13 protein-coding genes are annotated in these 18,569 nt (G+C 55.9%); 3 read left to right on the plus strand and 10 right to left on the minus strand.

Translation table 11 applies throughout. The annotated features are described in order from the left end of the window. Positions 1 to 390: 390 nt before the first annotated feature. On the plus strand, positions 391 to 1,719 hold the full coding sequence (locus RJT48_RS15600; protein ID WP_311173274.1) for a M48 family metallopeptidase: 1,329 nt from the start codon (positions 391 to 393) through the stop codon (positions 1,717 to 1,719). A 95-nt stretch (positions 1,720 to 1,814) separates the two neighbouring features. Here RJT48_RS15600 and RJT48_RS15605 read toward each other — a convergent pair whose 3' ends face one another. From RJT48_RS15605 to RJT48_RS15615, 3 genes are all read right to left on the minus strand, one after another. After that, positions 1,815 to 2,273 carry a hypothetical protein gene (locus tag RJT48_RS15605; protein WP_123623000.1) on the minus strand — a complete coding sequence of 153 codons (459 nt, stop codon included), beginning with the start codon at positions 2,271 to 2,273 and terminating at the stop codon, positions 1,815 to 1,817. Positions 2,274 to 2,433: 160 nt separating this feature from the next. After that, positions 2,434 to 4,851 (minus strand): VirB4 family type IV secretion system protein, encoded by a 2,418-nt coding sequence (locus RJT48_RS15610; RefSeq protein WP_311173275.1) that lies wholly within the window; start codon positions 4,849 to 4,851, stop codon positions 2,434 to 2,436. A 442-nt stretch (positions 4,852 to 5,293) separates the two neighbouring features. Further along, positions 5,294 to 6,571 carry a TraC-like domain-containing protein gene (locus RJT48_RS15615; RefSeq protein WP_311173276.1) on the minus strand — a complete coding sequence of 426 codons (1,278 nt, stop codon included), beginning with the start codon at positions 6,569 to 6,571 and terminating at the stop codon, positions 5,294 to 5,296. Positions 6,572 to 6,710: 139 nt separating this feature from the next. Between RJT48_RS15615 and RJT48_RS15620 the strand changes: the two genes are divergently transcribed. Both RJT48_RS15620 and RJT48_RS15625 read left to right on the plus strand, forming a co-directional pair. Continuing rightward, positions 6,711 to 7,169 carry a MarR family transcriptional regulator gene (locus RJT48_RS15620; protein WP_049987726.1) on the plus strand — a complete coding sequence of 153 codons (459 nt, stop codon included), beginning with the start codon at positions 6,711 to 6,713 and terminating at the stop codon, positions 7,167 to 7,169. A 3-nt stretch (positions 7,170 to 7,172) separates the two neighbouring features. Continuing rightward, positions 7,173 to 7,514, plus strand: a complete 342-nt coding sequence (locus RJT48_RS15625) for a type II toxin-antitoxin system PemK/MazF family toxin (protein ID WP_081927557.1) — start codon at positions 7,173 to 7,175, stop codon at positions 7,512 to 7,514. A gap of 116 nt (positions 7,515 to 7,630) precedes the next feature. Here RJT48_RS15625 and RJT48_RS15630 read toward each other — a convergent pair whose 3' ends face one another. The 7 genes from RJT48_RS15630 to RJT48_RS15660 all read right to left on the minus strand — a co-directional run bounded on the left by RJT48_RS15630 (position 7,631) and on the right by RJT48_RS15660 (position 18,475). Beyond that, positions 7,631 to 8,692, minus strand: coding sequence for a hypothetical protein (locus tag RJT48_RS15630; protein ID WP_311173277.1), 1,062 nt, complete (start codon positions 8,690 to 8,692; stop codon positions 7,631 to 7,633). Between the two features lie 270 nt (positions 8,693 to 8,962). Continuing rightward, positions 8,963 to 10,768 carry a hypothetical protein gene (locus tag RJT48_RS15635; protein WP_311173278.1) on the minus strand — a complete coding sequence of 602 codons (1,806 nt, stop codon included), beginning with the start codon at positions 10,766 to 10,768 and terminating at the stop codon, positions 8,963 to 8,965. Positions 10,769 to 11,152: 384 nt separating this feature from the next. Further along, entirely contained in the window at positions 11,153 to 13,273 is a 2,121-nt protein-coding gene (locus RJT48_RS15640) for a DUF8186 domain-containing protein (protein ID WP_311173279.1), read from the minus strand. Between the two features lie 276 nt (positions 13,274 to 13,549). Continuing rightward, on the minus strand, positions 13,550 to 15,340 hold the full coding sequence (locus RJT48_RS15645; RefSeq protein WP_311173280.1) for an archaea-specific SMC-related protein: 1,791 nt from the start codon (positions 15,338 to 15,340) through the stop codon (positions 13,550 to 13,552). A gap of 2 nt (positions 15,341 to 15,342) precedes the next feature. Beyond that, the gene (gene rdfA, locus RJT48_RS15650; protein ID WP_156105788.1) at positions 15,343 to 16,173 is read right to left on the minus strand and encodes a rod-determining factor RdfA; all 831 of its coding nucleotides are present in this window, start codon (positions 16,171 to 16,173) and stop codon (positions 15,343 to 15,345) included. 184 nt (positions 16,174 to 16,357) lie between these two features. After that, positions 16,358 to 16,759 (minus strand): hypothetical protein, encoded by a 402-nt coding sequence (locus tag RJT48_RS15655; RefSeq protein WP_139175807.1) that lies wholly within the window; start codon positions 16,757 to 16,759, stop codon positions 16,358 to 16,360. Between the two features lie 330 nt (positions 16,760 to 17,089). Beyond that, a complete protein-coding gene (locus RJT48_RS15660) occupies positions 17,090 to 18,475 on the minus strand; it encodes a cytochrome P450 (RefSeq protein WP_311173281.1) in 1,386 nt (461 codons plus the stop codon). Between the last annotated feature and the right edge of the window lie 94 nt (positions 18,476 to 18,569).

Below are 18,569 nucleotides of genomic sequence, written 5' to 3' on the forward strand. Positions count from 1 at the left end.
GGCGGCGACTGGGTATGGTCATCGGTGAGCGGGGCCGGCGAGAGCCAAGCTCGAGTGAAGGCTGGGAGCGTCGGCATAGCCAGTAGTGGCCTCTACAGATATTTCATCTGCTCAGCGTAAAATACTATTCGGGAGTTTTGGGCCGATTGATTGCTCGCTCAGTCGAGGCGCGGTGTCTCCTAAGCACTCGTTTTCATAGCCAGTTGTGGGTCGAGGGACTGGAGCCCCCGGACAATTTTTGGGTTCAGATAGCATGATCTACGGTAAAAGATGACCTCGAATGGCGACTCAAGCCCCTGTCCACGGTGGCGACGAGTCCTATCCGAGGCTCGTTCGTCGCTTGCGTGGCTACCTTCGCCGGTCGATACGTTGGTCTGGTGGGGGCTGGGTGTGTTTCTTACTGCCCCCATAGTGGCGGGCTTCAGTTATGTTCTGGTCAGATTCGTGTTTGGGGTTACATCGGCGACGGCGCTGCTCTTCGTCGGGGTGACGGTCCCGATGCTTATCGCAGTGGGACTTGGCTGGCAGATCGGTGCTGTGGTAAACCGTTACGATGAGTATAGGTTGAACCGCGAAGAGGCATCGGCGTCGACGGAATCATCGGAAAACACGGATCAAACCGCCTCGGAAGAATATGAAGTGTCCGAAGGCTTTCGGTGGGTCTCTTGGCTTCCAGATCACTTGAACAACTTCTTCGTGCTGTTCTTAGGGGGGTCTATCGTCAGTGGTGGATTCACCACTCTGGTCTGGGTGTTCTTTGTTAGACTAACGCCAGAATATCCGATGCCCTCACCGAATGTCGTCGTCAAAGGACTCTTTCCGATGCTCATCCTTGCGAGCTATTTCGGGTGTTTGGCGGTGACAGGTGCGCCGTTCATCTCGATGTTTTGGAGGGAGACGACAAGTCATCTTGAGACGCCGGAGGCGCGCCACGATCACGCTCTCCGGGTTGCGTTGGTCGTTGGTGGACTCTTTATATTAGTTGTAGCACCGTGGACGGCGCTGCCGATTCCATCTGAGCTCAGAATGCCGGTGACCTGGGCGCTCACGTTCACCTACCTGTTCTTCGCAATCACGCTCTTGCCGTTTCTGAATATGGCGCGGCCGCTCACACCTGAAGAATACGCAGCGATCGTACCAGAGGAGATCGATGCTGACCCCCACACGTCGATTTGGGTTGCCACGGTGGGGCTTCGTTCGACGGCGATGGCGGCGGGTGTCTGGCCCTTTCGCCGGGTCTTCGTTGGCGAGACCCTCCTCGAAGATGACAGTATTTCGCCAGAATCACTCCGCGCAATCCTCCACCACGAGCACGGGCATCACGTTCTTGGACATCTTCGCCTCGCTGCTGGGGCCGGATTGATTTTCTTCGGTGGTGTCGGTGGGATACTCGCGGTTGTTTCGCCATCGATGCAGACACTCGGTGTGGTGATGGGCATTCTCGCGTTCGGGTTCCGGTTCGGCCTCGTACGGTGGGTTCGCCGAGCTGAGTTGGCTGCCGACGAATACGAACGACAACGGGTGGGAAGTGAGACTGCGATAACCGCATTGCAGTCGGTTGCCGATCTCCGAGCGAAGGAGAGTTCGAAGAAGACCGGGACGTCGTCCCTTCCGTGGGGGGCTCCGTTTGTTATCGAGTGGTTCCTTCGAGTTCACCCCTCAGTCGAGGATAGGATTGCGGTGCTCCGAGAGCGACAGGGGTGTGGCAGCTCGCGTTAGCAAGAGCGTGGTCAAGGTTGTAGTTACTGATGACGCCGAGAAGGTGGGGACGGCAAGGCGGTAGTCTGCCAGCGCCAGTGATCCACTCAACGCCGTTACGTGGTGGGCGCACAAGTGCCGCCGGTCGCCCACTGGATGAGGTTAGCGATAGCGCCCCAAAGGAGGATGACGCCGGCGATCGCGACCGCGCCAACCATCAGCCGGAGGCCCCGCTTTTTCCAAGACTGGTTCCAGCCGTAGAAGTAGAGGATACCTCCGAGGACGAATCCTCCGGGGACGAGCGTCCACCCAAGGAGGAAGATGAAGTCGTTGATGTTGTGGATGGACTGGATGACTTCATTTGAGCTAACCTCAGTCCCATCTGGACAGTCTGCCTGCAAGATCACACTCATCTGCCGAGTCCAAATCGGCGCGGCCTGAGCCATCAGGTCGGCTTTTATCGTCGCGAACTGTGCGCGGGCAGCCGTGAGGAGTCCAAGCCCGCGTAGGCCACCAGGGAGGGCATCCGCGATGGCAAAAGCTACGAGCTGGACACCGAGGAGTACGCTGGTCATATCTGTCTCCCGGTTAGTTTGAACCATGCTGGTCTAACACTTAACTCCACCGGGGAGTACAGGCGAAAACCCGCTCTCTCCGACTGTGCTGGTGGACTACAGGGGAGGTGAGAAATGACGAGAGGCAAGGTAGACGGAGCGAGAAGAGAATGGAAGAGTATTATTCGGAGTTAGTGTCGTCAGCAGCGTCCCCAGAGGAGGGTGACCCCCCACTTCCGTCTGTGATGGGGTCAGTTGGAGGCTCACTAGTTTCGCTGGATTTCGTACTGGAGTCAGTAGTTTCCTTCTCAGCAACTTCTTCGCCTAAACCACCGGCAGTCTCAGCGCTCTCCTCTGGTTGGGTGGTAGTCTGTTCACTGCGAGCGGTGGCAGCCTGCTGGCGACGCTGTTCAACCAACTGAGCGGTTGCGGCGGCCGTCTCAGGTTCAGTAAGGAGATCAACCGTGAGCTCGCTCGCGTGGATTTCGAGATGTCGACGCGCGATTCCGGTGACGCTCAGGAGACATTCACTGAACTCGGATTCCTGTCCACGTGCAAAGCTCTGGATGGCCTCGACATCAGCTGGGGAGAGGTCGTAGTAGTCGATTACCTCGTCTGAAATTGATTCCTGGTAAAACAGCTGCTTGATGTCGCACTGGTCGTAGATCGCGCGTGGTGAGTGGACATCGTCGGTCTCCTGCATAAATTCTTCTGCAGTCTGGGAGATGAGCGTCAAGCCAGCGTTGAAGTGTCGGGAATGGCGGGTGAACAGGCCGATGAGCGAGCGGGCAGATTTCTGACTGAGCAGGTAGTGAACCTCTTCGAAGATGACCTCCATCCGGCGGGAGTTCTCGCGAGCCCGCTGGTAGCTCCAATCAAGCATAACGTGCTGGAGGAGAGGGGCTTGATTGGTATCTTGGAAGGCACTCATATCGAAGACGATGAGCCGCTCGTCCTCGAGGTCGACGGTCGTCTTCCCAGAGAGGTTCGCAGCGACGCCACCTGGCTGGAAGGCTTCGAGCGAGCGGAGGAGGCTGTTGGCTTCGGACTTGAGGTTGCTATCGTCCTTCGACTGAAGTCGGGAGGTGACTTCGTCGACGCGTTCATCGAGCTCGTCGCGTTCCTCACGGTGAAGTTCAGTAGCATCTCCCTGGTAGCTGACGAATTCAAGTGGGTCCTCACCATCAGCAAGAGCCTTGAGGATGTCGAGGACGTCTTCCATAGTGGGGTTTTCGCGTTCGTGGGTGCGGGGTTCGGAAGTGATACCGTACATAAGGTATGCGAGGTGGAAGACCTGCTGAATGAGGCCAGCACGTTCGGCGCTCAGGCTGTCGCCGCTCTGATCGTAGAACGTCCGCACCATCCCCGTCAAGGAACGGAGTTTGTCCTTGTAGGGGTCTTCAGCCTCACCCGTACCGCGGTGGATTTCGAGCGGGTTGATGGTGACGTCGCCGCCGAAGGTGACGACATCGCCACCGAGGGTCTCGAAGAAGTCGACAAAGTCGTCACCGGTGGGGTCGAATGCGATAGCGGTGAATTCAGGGTCGATAAGGAGACGGCGCCAGAGAGAAAGTTTCGCGGCGAACGTCTTTCCGGACCCGATCTTCCCGGTGATGACTTTAGAGAAGCCGGAGAGGCTGTATCGGTCGACGATGACAGGGTTTCCGGTCTCATCGAAGCCATAGAGGACACCGTCCTCGTGAGCGATGGCGGGTTCGACGAAGCCGAAGAGGGTGGCCGCCGCGTCGTGTTCCATAAGGTCCGTGTTCTGGATAGGGTCGGAGACGACAGGTGCGATCGCGTCTTGAGATTCAAGTTGGCGAAATTCGAGAGGAACGAGTTCGACGTCGCGGTCAGCCACGAGTTGCTGGACCTTCCGAGCGGTCTCTTCGAGTTCATCACGGGTACTGCCAGCGACTTCGATGTAAATACCGATGTCGTAGAGCCGAGTCGTCCCTTCGGTGAGGCGACGAAGGAGACGATCGAGTTCTTCCCGGCGGTTGAGGTCTTCGTGATAGTCTGTCGCGCCCTTTTCCTCCTTCCGAGAGAGGGCGATCTGGAGTTCAGTGAGACGATCCTGGAGGGCACCGCGAATCGTCGTGGGATCGCGGGGAGAGTGATGGTAGCTGACGCGGACGTCAAGATTGGTCGTGGTGAGGTTGATAAGCCAGCCACCGAAGACACTCTCGGGAGCACTTGCGGGTGTGAGGATACGGACGAATTCGCCGTTCCGGTAGAGAGTGGTTGGATCTTCGGGGACGATACTTGGTGGGGCGACGCTCGCTTGGTCGATCTGGGCTTGGCTGTCGGCGTCTTGGATGAGTCCAAGGCGGAATTCGTCGGGGTCGGCGGCCTCGAAGTCGATGAGGCGGGCAACCTGTTCACGGATGTTTGCCCGACTCGTCTCCCGGCCTTCCTGTTCGAGGATGCTGACGGCGCGGTCGAAGGTTTCGTCGTCGATTTCCTCGAGGTTGACGTTGGCTGGATCTGTTCGGGCGGAGGTACCGGCACCAGGGATAGCTCCAAAACTACCGGGAAGCCGAGAGAGAAGACGATTCAGAACGCCGCTGTTGGCCTCCGTCTCAGGTGCGCCTTTCATTGCGTTTGTAGATGGATGTTGAGCCGAACCAACAAATCGACGTGACGCAAGAATACCGAGACCGAGGAGGAGGGCGACGCCGACAGCGACGCCGACAAGAATGAATGGTGACGGAGCGTTCGGGCCGCCTTGGATCGCTCGCTGGATCGTCTGAATGATCTGTTGCACTTGCCCGGTAGCAGATGCTATTCCGAGTACCCAGGCTACTGGGACGCTACTCATGCTATCGTGGGATACGTAGTGCCTCGGTAAATGGTTTCGCCCGTTGATAGCTTTCCGCAAAGAAGGCGTTTCGACAAGTGGGTTGAGGGAGGGCAGCGAGTTACCCCACAAACTACAGAGATAATTCACTCGTGGGGTAACGCTGGCAGTGGTCCTACCTCAAGTGCCGCAGGAACAGTCGAGAAGATGGAAGTAGAGATGTTGGGATGGTCGGGAATCACTACGGCCGGCGAGGTGGGAGAACTTCCGCGTAGGATTTGGGAGAATACTCGTCGAGTGGTGAGTCGGCGTGGTTGTAGTAGCGGTAGAGGACGTCCAGAACGTCTGCCCGGTCGTCCATCACTTCGGTCTGAACACCGGTCCTGGGGAGTGCTTCAGCAAACTCGTGTTGCCGACTTCTAACTTCAGAAATACACTGTCGTTCGATGACGTCGTCGTCGGTATTCGAGCCGATCCGAGAACGAACTGAGGAGGTGACAGAATTGACACAGCCGACAATTCGCTGGAAGAGAGATCCCGAAACAACGTCTGTAGAGTGGCCATAAGACTGTTCTCGGACGTGCGAGCTCTCAACCCTAACGGCGATGTAGAAATCACGGACTTTGACTCGCCGGGTACCGACCGACTCGTTGAGCCAGTCGATGTACGTCGACCGACCAAGCTGCATAATGTCTGGCGGATCCTCAGCCTCGTAGGCTGCACGTTCGATCTCCTCGAAGTGTGTCGTCAGGTCAAATTCACGAGGAAGGGCGAGCACTTGGAAGGGGTAAGAGATTCCACGGAGAACATCAGCGTACGCGTTGATCGTAGACTGGCGTCCTTCATCGTCGAGGGAAAGCCAACTCGTCGGGGTGATGTGAACAAGGCCGACGTACGCGGGTTCCTCATTGTCGCTCTCGGTGACTATAATACCGTCTTCGCGAACGTACTCGAAAGCTAGTTGCGCCTGCGTTGTTGTTTCCTTCTGCGTGAGCTGGTGGTAGTACTGGCTCGGGTCGCGCTGTGGGCGTTCGCGAGAGTGCATCTGCCCGCCATCAGTGACGATTTGCTGACCGCTGTTATCATCTGAGGCGGACTGCTGGGGGGCACTCGAGGACGAGGATTCTGGGTCCGGATCACTGTTGTCGTCCGAGGGGTCGGAATCCTTAGAATGGAGGGTGCAGATGTCGTCAAGGTGCTGTCCAGAAACGAGACCGCGTTCGACGGGTTGCCAGAGATAGCGATCCGGGCCCACGCTGTGTTTTGCAGCCCCGATGAGCCACTCGCGAGGGGTCTGACCGGCAGGTGTTCGCCAGAGAACGTACAAGCCGACAATGAGGCCGAGAATCCCGCTTCCGATAGTAAGTAGCCCACTGAACGAGGGCTCGAAGACGTTGTTGATACCGGACGCAAGGATGATAGCGGCGAGTGGGATTACGCCGACTTCGAGATCGCTGACGCTGAGTCCGAAGAAGAGGCGATGCTCGAGTAACTGGCCGGCTACTGGGTACCGTTTCATGGGACGTCTTGTGTGAATACGTGTCGTGAATGCCTAAAAATTCTCTCCCCAATAGAGATTGAAGGTACTTAGAAGACGACGTCAATGCGGCGCGTCCTGCGAAAGTCTTAATGACACTCGGTGACAAGTAGTGACAACGATGCCAATCCACGTCCGTGAACTAACAAACGACGAACCGTTCCCCGTGAAACCAGAGACGAATGAGTACGAAGCGCTGCGCTTCTTGCTCTCTCACCGTGAGTACGGTTTCACGCCAAGCGAAATCGCAGACCAGACCGATATCAGTAAATCAAGCGCATCGAAGACGATGACGCGGCTCTTCGAGAAGGGGCTCGTCGAACGGTCACAAGGTGCCTACTACGTCGACCCAGACCGAGCCGAGAAGCTAAAGCAGCGGCTCGAATCTCTCGACTCAGTCGTTCAGCTCTTCGAGTCTGCGCCTACCGATGACGCCTACGCTGAAGAAGGATGGGAAGAAAAAGTTCCAAGCATTGACCCGAACGGAAAGTCAGGAACTGACGAAACGCACGAACCAACTGCCGAAGACGAAGCAGGAGAGATCATCGCAGAGCTTGAAGAGGATGCCGTAGAGGAGTAATCGATGGGCTATCAACACGGACACGTTGTATCTATTTCAGATCCATACGAGAGGCGGCCATCTCGTCCAGTCGTTATCATCTCCGACGAAGACTGTCCTGACCACGGTGAGCTCTATACGGTCGCAGCAATGACCGGAAGCGAACAATACGGACAGAATCGCTACGCCGTCACCGTTGAACAAGATGAACCTGAAGTCGGGGAGTTATTGAAACGCTCCTATGTAGAACCGTGGGCGACCAAACAAGTCGACCATAGCGATATCCGCGATGTCCACGCCAGATTCGGTGAAGACACTATGAGACGGCTCGCAAAAGCATTCGCAGCAATGGTTCTCAAGGGGTAGGACAGCCTAGTTCTGATACAGGATATCACCCCATAACACCACATCTCTGACGCGCCGACTGCTCAGTAGCTCCCTTTCGACCGCGGCTACGATGAAGTTGGTTACGCTCGTATAGGTCAATCGGACGCGAAGAGGTCGGGAGCGCTCGTCTCCCACTCGGTGAGCTGGATGAGCGGCTTTTGCGACGGAGCGACGAGCGCGCCGTACTGGCTCTGAAGCCAGCCGTCGAGGGTGTTGCCGATCTCTCTGTTCAGGTATTTGTCGACGGGGACATCGAAGGAAATGATTTTCTTCCAGGTGTCGTTCTGGCGGTTGAGGCCGACATAGACGCCAGTTTTCGTTCCCTCGAGGTAGCCGAGGACAGTCAATTCACCGGGATTCTCGTCAGTATTTAGGCCGACAATAGGAGCACCGTACTCGATGGACGGAAACCAGTCAGATGCCGCAGTCCACATACCACCGGGGGCCGGCTCTGGTGCCATCACATCGATGTAGACCTCAATCTGGATGTGGTCGGCCGGTGGCTCCACGAGCAGGTCGATCTCGTTGAGGTAATCGTGATTGGCGTCTTCGATGAGAGTGGCGACTGGCCGGTCGCGAAGACCGACTTCCTCGGCCTCTTCTCCGGAGATAGAGTCGGCCCACGCCTTCCGCCAGACCCCGTCAGTGTGGATCCGGTAGCCGTATTCAACGACGTGACCGGACCGATCGGGGGCAGTGACCTTCATCAGAAAGGCGATTACCTTGTCGGTGTGTTCGATCTGAATGAGGGGAATGGGGATCACCTCGACGAAGGACTCCTGGTAGATCCCCCCAGGGGTGAGTATCTCCCCAAGTTCACCGTGCTGGAGCGGGCGCGGTGGGAGCTGAGACACACAGGCGGCCGCGAAAGTATCATAGAACGACGGCCGGACGGTTTCCTCCTTGTAGAAGGTGGTCGCCCAAGTCGCGATACGATCATCGATAGCCTGGGAGAACTTCTCGTCGATGGAGTCCTCGGTGAGGATGGTCCAGCCGGTCTCTGGTTCGAAGCCGACACCGAACCAGGAGTCTCCGGCCACGAAGCGGAAGCCGACGATGCCCTCACGGTCAACCCAGTCATCACCGATAGCGACGACGCCACCCAGATTTTGAATGCTGGAGGTGTCGACACGGGTGTGAATATCGGTGCCGTCCAAAGTTGAAGGGGACTCGAAACTATCGGGTGCTTGGAGACTGATGAAATCCGAAATCGAGAGTGGGTACCTAGGGAGAGCCGCCAGCACGCGACGGGCGGTGGTGGTTTCGGAACCCATGTGTTTGTGTTTCTGTACTAATCTACCGTGTTCTGCTATTTAAAATATCAGCCGGGAAGCACGCTCAGCGAACACAGCACAAAAGAGCCAGTGACTAGTTCTAACGTGGTTCTGGAAGTGATTCGGAATCAACGAAGAATTTGAGTTGAATCGTTATGAGCCGGTGTTGCGAGTTCTGTCGACGTAGTCGTCGACGGACTCCTGGATTTGTTCCTCCGATGGTGAGGAAGAGGGCGGAGAGACATCTCGATTGACGAGGTCAGGGCGCATCGCCTCCACTTTTTGCTGGTCTTTTGCCTTCACGCGGTCGTACCAAGCTTGGACTGATTCGTTGACCGAATGCGGATTCGCCTGATCGATGTCGGACCCGCCAGCGACCGCTTGGGCCTCCCTAGGATTCGGTGCTCTGTCTTCGTATTCGAGAGTCGACATCTCACCCTCCGGAAGAGGAGGATTCCCCTCAGGTAGTGCCAATACTTCATTATCCGCTGCCACTTCGCTGTCCGTACTTGCCCCCAAATCGTCATTCGGTGGGTTCCAATCGCCGTTCTTCACTCGCCGATAGGCGTGGCCGGGCCAATTCGCAATCGGCTCGTTGAGATTATTTTTCACGTGGCTCACACCCGCTTTCGCCTCACGAGCGCCGAGCGCCACGCCACCGCCTGCTAATCCGGCCCCAGCTCGAGCACCCTGTCCCCACGTAGCCTGACTCATCCATTCTTTCCGTGATTTTACGCCACGGTAGGCGCGCTGCGCGTTACTCAGTGCAGTATTCCGTGCCGACGAGACACGTTGTTTTAGATTGGTCTTCGTCGAACTAGCTGCCTGTCGAGGGTGGAATTCGGGTTTTGCTGAGCCAGTCGCTCCATACGCCTTTGGGCCGGTTCCGCTACCGCCGCCGAAGTTTCGGAGGGTATGCTGTCCGGCGCCACCGCCACCGGGCGGAGTCGGTCCACCGCCACCTCCTCCGCCACCACCACTTCCTCCAGACGAAGACGGACTACCACTGCCACCGCCGCGTAACGCACTCAGGCCACTAAACCCCAGAAGGTGACCGGCGGAACTCCCACCCATCGACAGGGCCTGGATCCCGACGAAACCGGCGAGGCCGAGGCCGGAAAGCCAGCCGAGGAACCGCTTCCAAAGGACGAGCTTATTCTGCGATGGGTCAATTCCGGCAGTGAGTGCTTCTGGACCGTGAGCCCCGCTCGCGTTAGCCACACAGATGTCCGGGGCAGACATACTGCAGCCGGTCTGAAGAGCGAGCGCGACGAGCGGCCCCGCGAGGAGGAGATACGCTGTGACCTTGAAGACAAACATAGCGACGTCGTTCGCGTACCGAAGTGGTCCCCAGTCGGTGTACCACATAACAAGCAGGATCGGGAAAGCGGTGTAGACGAGATGGATCATAAAGATGCGGAGGAAGAGGATCATCACAACGAGAGCGATAGCGATGAGAGAGATTGTACCGGCGGCGAGGTAAACGAGCACAGCGGCGATAGCCGAGCCCATCAAATCGCCGATGGCGTTGTTGAGGGCGGGGCCGGCGAGGGAGACCGCGTAAGTCTCGGGCATCACGAGCTTCGTAACGCTATTCGTGAAGACGACCGCGACGTGGAGGAATGGACGGATGAGAGCGAGTGCGAAGAGGGCTTTAACAATACGGATTCCCTGCCGTAAATAGGAGCCCTCTGGGGCTTCCGAAAAGAGTGCCGCGATCGTCCCGAGGACGATGACGGTCGGAAAGAGAATCAGCGAGTACTGGAGATTCTGTATAAAAGTGGCATTCGCCCCTTCCTGGTAGTATAATGGGTCGATGACGAGAAACTCCTGGACCATGCCCACGAAAACCTCGCCTAGGACGTTCGTCAAGCCGGTCGCGAGCGTGTTGACGATCCCCTCGAACCAATCCTCTGGGTCAAGAGGATTAAATAGTGGAATGATCGGGAGGGCAGCCATCGCCGCAGTGGAGGATACAGTCTGTTGAGCTGTGGGTGCGACACCCAAAAGACGATCTTGAACTTTGGCCGAGAGGACGCTGGATGACGTCGACGGTTCCGTTGCGGAGGTTTCTGTTGAGTCCCCAGACTTTCGGTGGCGAAGACGGCGACCGACACGGTAGAGCCACCTACTAAGGGTGGTTGGAGAGCGCTCCATGTGAATCGCTGTGTCAAGATATGTTGTCCAATACCTAAAACTTCTACCCCCGAACCAATCGGAGATAGCCACTGACCGAGGACAGTGAGTCGCGCTACGATCTCATCGTCAACTGAAGTTCGTAAGGCTGGCTGAATGACGCAGAAGTGAGTATCGTCAGTCTTGAGAAAATGTTGCGAGGGGTGGCTACTTGATGGTATACCAGCCGACTCCGACGAGCAAGCCTACGCTCACAGCCAGCGAGAGGAGAGCGGCCTGTAATGGCCGTAAAAAGAACGTCCAGAGATCGGCAATCAGGCTCCCGTTTCCGGGAGAGATAGCGGTTGTGTGGCTGGACGAGTAGTAGATGTCGTGATTCTCTGTGTATGGGTCACCAGGGAAGCGCGCGGTGATCGTCGCACTATCGAACGTAGCGTAGGCGACACCGTTGTCGTTTGTAGTGACTGAGGATTCGGTCGCTCCGGTCAAGATCAGTTTCCGATCCGGGAGTGGAGTTCCGTCTGGGCCAGTGAGACGGAGTCGGAGTTCCGGCGGCTCGTTCTCTTCTCCCTCTCCCGGCGGAATCGTTGTGTAGGTGAGCGACGAATCCTCCATCGAGGTGACCTCTGTTGTCGAGACGGGGATTTCATCCCCGAAGACCGACGTTACGGAGGTGATCTGACCGGGGGCGTCCCTGATGACAATTCTCGAGGTCTGGTTGGCAGTCGCCGTAGTGAGGTTCACATTTTCCGCCAGGGTCGCCCGCTTCGAGACGCCAGGAACAGTGCGCTGGCGGAGATCCGTCACCCGTCCGTGACGATACACATCCGTTTCTCCGACGGCCTCAACACTGGGGGACGGTTGTCGAGCAGTGAGCCGGAGGGCAAGTGTTGGTGGGAACTCCGTACGTTGTGGGTCTGTGTCCCAGTTCGACGTTGTTTCACCCCAGCGGTACTGACGGACACCATAGACCTGCCAGACGTTCGTTAGGCGGTGGGAACTGGCATTCGAGTCTCCTTCTACGTTGAAGGCGGCCCAACTCCAGAGTGCCCGCTCAGAGAGATACTCCGGCCCCTCGATAGAGAGGACGATGGAGCGGCGGTCGTGTGGTTCCTCAATTACGCGCTGGGAAATCGAGACGCTGTCTGGTGGGACAACGTGGACTGGCCGATCGTCGCTAACGGTGAGCTCATCATAGGTGGCATTAACCTCCGTATGGGTGTACGTCCACGTATCGTTGTGCGGATGGTAGAAATAGTGATCAGTGGTGACTTCCGCGGTGACGTTGATCGTCGCCTGGAGCTCTAGATGTTGCCTCTCGCCATCCGACGGGGGAGCGTTTGCGTAGTCGATATGCCGGGCCTCTCGTGGCGATGTTTCTGGTGTCGTGTGTTTCGACCACGTCTGATCGCCGATGCTGAGGTTACGCTCAACCCGTTGTGAGGCGAGATCGTATGTGGTATTAGTGCGATAGCCGCCGACTATGGCCGTCACAGAGCGATTTACGGTTAGCGGGCCACGACCGGTGGCGCTGACGGTACGTGTGATGGTATGACCGTCGAGCGTCTCGAACTCAACGGTCTTGGTGACAGTCTGTACGTCGTCCGACGAGTTGTTCTCCGGCGCAGGGATGTTGAGGGTGACGTCCTTTGTTTCGCGGACATAGCGGGTTGTCGTATTTGGTTCTGGGAGGGCGACGCGGTAGTCGACGTACTCAAGGACACGCCCGTCGGGCCCCATCAGATAAGTGCCGTTTGTTTCCGCTCCCGGGGCGTTCACTTCGGCAGCGCTGGTCGCACCCATATAGGCGATGAAGCCGTCTTTGATGAATAGGCTATCCTCCCGGTCCGGTGCGCTCGCCGGCCACCGACTGGTTGAGTTTGTTCGTTCGACTCTCGCTAGCTGGTCAAGGCGGTACTCCTGCAGTGTCCGGGGTGACCCATCAATACGGACGCGCGTCTCTGGATTGGTCGTAAGCGTGTAGGTATCGACTGCGCGGGAGAGATTTTCAGTCGACGCATTGGCCTCCACAACATACTGGAGGAGGATGCCACCACGACCGCCACCCGGGATGCCGAGAGCCTCCGTATCGCGGTCACTCGCAACAAATACGCGAGCATTCCCGTCAACCGACGGTTGCGCGGTGGAGTTGGATCCGTTGGCCGCGACTACCGCAATCGTAGAGAAGCAGACACTCGAAAGGAGAAGGAAGGCGACGAAGAGGCTAGAAAACTGCCGAGGTGTAGCCCTAGTGATAGTCACCGAAGGCTCGTCGGATGGGCGGGGGTTGTCTTGATCCCCCGCGGGGGTATCAAACCGGGAGGTCATACATCACCACTCCGGGACTGGATAGTAACCCGGATGATGGTAGCTTCGAGTGCTACTGGCCGCATAGGGGGCGAACTTACCTGCGAATATGTGGTCCGGCGACAAAGTGTTTTCCGCGATTGGGAAACAGTAGAGCAGCTACTCGTGGGCGTGATGAGTGAACGCCAGGGCGGTCGGACAGAGTCGTATATGGGAGCCAGAAGTCGCGTCTTCGCAAAAAGTCGTTGAGAGATTAACCCCCCGCGGGGGTATAAAATCAATAGTGAGCAGCGAGAGCTATCCTACGACTTCCTCAACATCGTCTCCGTAGGAGATGGTCTCCCAGTTGGTTGGAGTGACTTCGTGACCCTCGAAGGCGTCGTACTCGGGGAAGGCGGAGAGGACGAGGACATCGACGCGTTCGGAGAGGTAATCGACGAGATGGTGGATGTTGGTATCGTCGAGACCGGTATGCCCGTCGAGTAGCATAACGGGAACCCGGTCAGCGACATCGAATGCTTCGTGGCCGGCAAGGGCAGCGATGATGCCGAGGAGTTCCCGCTCGCCTTCACTGAGAGCGTCAAGTCTAGCTTCGCGGCCTCCACGTGCGACGATGAGGTCGAAGTTGTTGGTGAGGCGTGCTGTCTCGAACCCAACGTCGAATCTCGTGAGAATGTCGGAGAGCGCCGAATCGAATGCGTCCCGAGTATTTCGCTTCACACGCTCTTTGCGTGTTCGGAGGTCCTCGACCTCAGAGCGGAGAGATTCGAGTTCCTCTTCGAGGACATCACGCTGCGAGGCTTCCGACTTGACTGTCTCAAGTTCGCCACGAGCGTCTTCAAGCTCGGCTTCCATGTATTTGATCTCACTCTGGAGGTCAGTCGCGTGGTCTTGCGTCTCACTGACCAGACCTTCGAGTTCGTCAATCTGTGCTTCGAGGGAAGCTTTTCGTTCTCTGGCCGATTCAAGATTCGTCTGTGCGTCATCAAGCTGGGATTCAAGCTCTCCGATGCGGTCGCGAAGGTCGCGTTCTTTCCGCTCCGCGTCCCGTACGGTCCGTTGTTTTTCTTGAAGCTCGTTTACCTTCTTGCGGAGAGTCGACTCTTGGTCGCGAAGTGAGTTAAGACGGTCAGAGATACTGTCTAACTGTGCCTCGACCTCTTCACTAGAGGTGTCGTTCCCACAAATCCAGCACGCAAGCTGGTCAGAGAGCATATCGTGAGAGACGTCTGTGAGAAGCGAGAGACGGTCTTCTTCGAGAACGCGCTGATTTACCTCATAGATCGACTGGAGGAGTTCTTTATCGCGTTCGATTTCGTGGAGATCAGATTGGAGATCCTCGAGGTCGTCTTCGAGCTCCTCGTGTGTTGGGACATCCAACATCTCAAGTTCCTCTTTCTTTGCTTCAAGTTCATCCCCGACGCGATCTGCGGTTGATTCGTACCGGTTGATGTCTGTCTTGGTCTTCTCGAGCTGGGCGCGGAGGTTACTCAGCTCGTCTCGAGCGTCACTATCTGAAGATGCTTCGTTGTCGAGCTCGTCCCACTCTTCTTGGAGGTCTTCGAGTTGTGATTCGAGCGTTGTGACTTTCTCTTGGAGGCGCGGGAGGCGGTTAGCAGCGTTTTGGGCTCGCTCGAGTTCGGCCTCAACCTGTTTTTGTTCGGCTTTGAGGTCGGCAATCTGCTCGTCGATGTTCTCGAAATCGAGGGGACGAGTGAGGAGGTCCTCAAGATTTTCACCCATACGGACGGCTTGCCGGACCTCATTGGTCTCATCGAGGAACGCAAAGAGGGCAGCACAGATATGATCGACATCATCGGTGAGGTATGGATTGCCGGATTGTGTAATCGTGCCGTTGGTACGGGCAAGATCGACAGCGTAGGTGGTGTCGTCGATTTCGAGCTCAACGTGACCGTGATCTTGGCCTTCGGTGAGGCTTGTTTCAGTCCCGAAGGCTGTTTGAATTGCGGTGAGGAAGCTCGATTTTCCTTGCCAGTTGCTCGCTCGGACAGCGTTCACACCGGATTCGATCGTAGCCTCCCCTCGATGGATGCCTGCAATATTTTCGATTTCTAGATTCCAGGTCATGGTTACGTGGTGTTGAGCATACTATCTATTAGCATAGGCGATTGGGACGAGAACGAAGTAACTCCGAGGGCCAGTAGAGAGAGCAGAAGAGAGGTTTGTGATGATGGCATAGAATTCATCGTTGTATCAGACTGGTGGTGTGAATCTTCTTCGTCAGATTCGGTATTCTCCGGCGGATCTGGAGTTGAGTTATTGGGTGGGTCTGTATTGTTTGGATCCGTCATATGGTCGTTACAGACGTACCCCCGTTTGATTGCATCTTCGATGGGGACCCGTGTGTCGCATTTGGGGCATTGTAGTCTGATTTCGACATCGACGGTGGCTTGGTCTGCAAAAGGAACAACGCCGTCTTTTGTAAGTTCTGGAAGGATGTTTTCTGTTTTTGAGGCAGCCATTCGTTTCGCCGACGTGATGGCTTTCTCTCGAGACGTAGTAGTGGAATTGGTTGTGGACTGAGTGTCTTTTTCGACTTCGAGACAGTTTTTGAGGTGATTTCGGATTGTGCCGTGAGAGACGAGCGTTTTCTTGAGTTCGTCGATGTCCATCCCGTCGCCCTCGAGGTCGGCCGCGAGCTCGGCGCGTTGGATGTTATCTTCGTTTACAATAACATCGTATTCTCGGTCCAAATGGATGCTGACAGTTGATCTCCCGTGGTTTTCATATATCGACTTGAGAACTCGTTTGTTGAACCAGTCTGTGAGTTTTTTATATCCTTCTGAAGTGCGGCCGTCGGTTCCAGTCCACCGTTTCGCGAGGTAGTCATCTACAGAGTCATAGTCAGATCCGGGGGCTGTTAACCCATACTCTGCGATGAGATCGTCGACTTTGCACATCTCCGGGTAGGAATTCTATGTCCGCATCAATAAAAGCGAAGTGTTCTTCAGACCGCCCGACATTCAATTAAACTTGAGCTAAATGTCCGTTTCTTGTTCAAGGAGTGACTAATTGAGTGATGAGTACGTTGTAGCTGTGTTCTCAATAGCTAGGCTCCGTGACGCTGAGCGAGTCGTAGTCGGCCTATTCAGATAGTGTGTGATAGGGGATGTGGAGGAGGTGTGTCCGGCATTCTTTGCAGACAATCGAGAGCTGTGGTCCTGTGTTATCAGTAAAGTGGTCAAAGTCGAACTCGCCGTCAGAGGAAGTGTAGGTAGCTTCTCTAAGCTCCATTATAGCGAGTTCGGTGTTTTCACAGACAGGGCAAGGGTCACCTCGGGACCAGTTTGGATATTTGGTGCTCTGTCGGGCGCAGATCTCATCTTCGGACATTTGTTCGACGAGATCAACCACTGTATCGAGGTCGAGGTGACGATTGATATTGTGGGAATCAGTGGTTGGGGCCGTCGATTGGCTGGACGAAACATCGATTCCTCCGTCGGTGGATATCTTTCCGTCTTTCAGTGTGATGACGATGGTCGTCATTGGGGCATTCTACTATTGCAGGGAGCGGTTGGCAGGGCAGTACTTCCGGAGCGGTGGGTTTTGAACTAGTGGTGTGCTGACATTGTCTAATTCGGGCAGGGCGGGCAGGCAGATATCGAACAGTAATGACTGCTTTAGAGATGGGAAGAGTAGGAGATCGCCGATTGAATTCCGGTTCATGAGATACGCTTTTGAATATCACCGGGTTGTGTGTTATACTCACCCGTGTTTACACCGTCAAAATGTATGAACATACACAGGTTCAGAAGGCGGGGATTTAATCGATGATTACGGAGGGGATTTTTATCAGATCAGATGTATGTTATGCTCTCAACGTTGTCGAATTCGCAATGGGATGCCTTCTTTTGATCGAGTCGTAACCCGCGGTTCAAGTTCAATTGCTTCGTCGTTCTCCCAATCAAATTGGAATTTCTGTCCGACCGTTGCTAGGACTACTTTTGCTTCTAAGAGAGCGAACTCCCGACCGATGCAAGTTCGACGTCCACCACCAAAGGGGGCATACGCAAAGTCGTGGAGTTCCTCCTCAAACTCATCAGTCCATCGTTCCGGGCGGAACGCCAGAGGTTCATCATAGAACCGTCCATCTCGATGAATATGGATTATCGATAGATGGATCTCGTGGTCCTCGGGAATCCGATATCCACCGACTTCGACATCAGTGAGCGCCCGACGCGGAATCGTATGAACTGGTGGGTAGAGCCGTAGCGCCTCAGAGATTATTCGCTCTGTGAACTCCAAGTTTTGGAGGTCGTCGTAAGTGGGCGAGTCTCCATCGAGAACTGTGTCCAGTTCCGTATGAAGTTGCTCTTGGAGGTCTGGGTTCGTCGCCAGCGCGTACCAAGTAAATGCAAGAGCTGCGGCGGTCGTCTCGTGCCCCGCAAAAACCATAGTGATCAGTTGATCTTCGATCTCTTCGATTGTGAGATCTGTTTCATCCGCCCTATTACGCGCCTTTTGGAGCTGTGTGAGCAGGTCTGGAGTATTTGAGTGAGCAGCCTGCTTAGAGTTCGATTGGTCCTTGGACCCACTTGCCTCGTCGCCTGAGATTCTTGTTCGGTCGTTTCCTTCTTCGAGTAATCTTCGAACCTCCTGACGGAGGCGCTTCGTGGATTGATTGAATCGACGCCGTGCTGGTGTCGGAATCCACGGTGGCAGAATCCACGATGATGGTGTGAACCATTCGTTGAGTCCGTCAGCGGCATCCCGAAGTTCTTGATCCTCGCCTGGGACCAACGAACGACCGAACAGCGTGGAAAAGAGGACCTCCAGAGTGAGATTCTTCATCTCAGGCTCCATATCTAGTGTTTCACCCTCAATCCACGTCTCGAGACGTCGTTCGGTACACGCAACCATTTGCTCTGTGTAGCCTCTTATGTGGTCTCGGTAGAAGAGCGGTTGTAACATATCGCGCTGTTGTCGCCACTTCTGCCCCTCGACCGAAAGGAGACCGTTCCCGAACGCACGTTGATAGTCCTCGGTTTTCCCGAAGGCTTCGACATCAGACACGAGGATACGGTCAAGATGGTCCGGGTGAGTGAAAACAAAGACATCGTCAACTGCCGGGAGAGCCATCCGGTAGATGTCTCCGCACTCCGACGTCGCCCGCTCTACAAACGTGAATGGATCGCGAGCGAACTGGACAGCGTTTTTGAGGACCGGATAACCCGACGGTGCCGGTGGTAGTTGGGAGCTCACGATAGTCGCTCTTTGTATCAGTATATGTAAAAAGTACCGCTGAGAGATGGGTTTCGGGTGGGTTTTGAAAAGGAAGGGTATTCCAATAAGCTCG

The sequence above is a fragment of the Halobellus ordinarius genome, from assembly GCF_031823395.1.
GTDB classification, from domain to species: domain Archaea; phylum Halobacteriota; class Halobacteria; order Halobacteriales; family Haloferacaceae; genus Haloquadratum; species Haloquadratum ordinarius.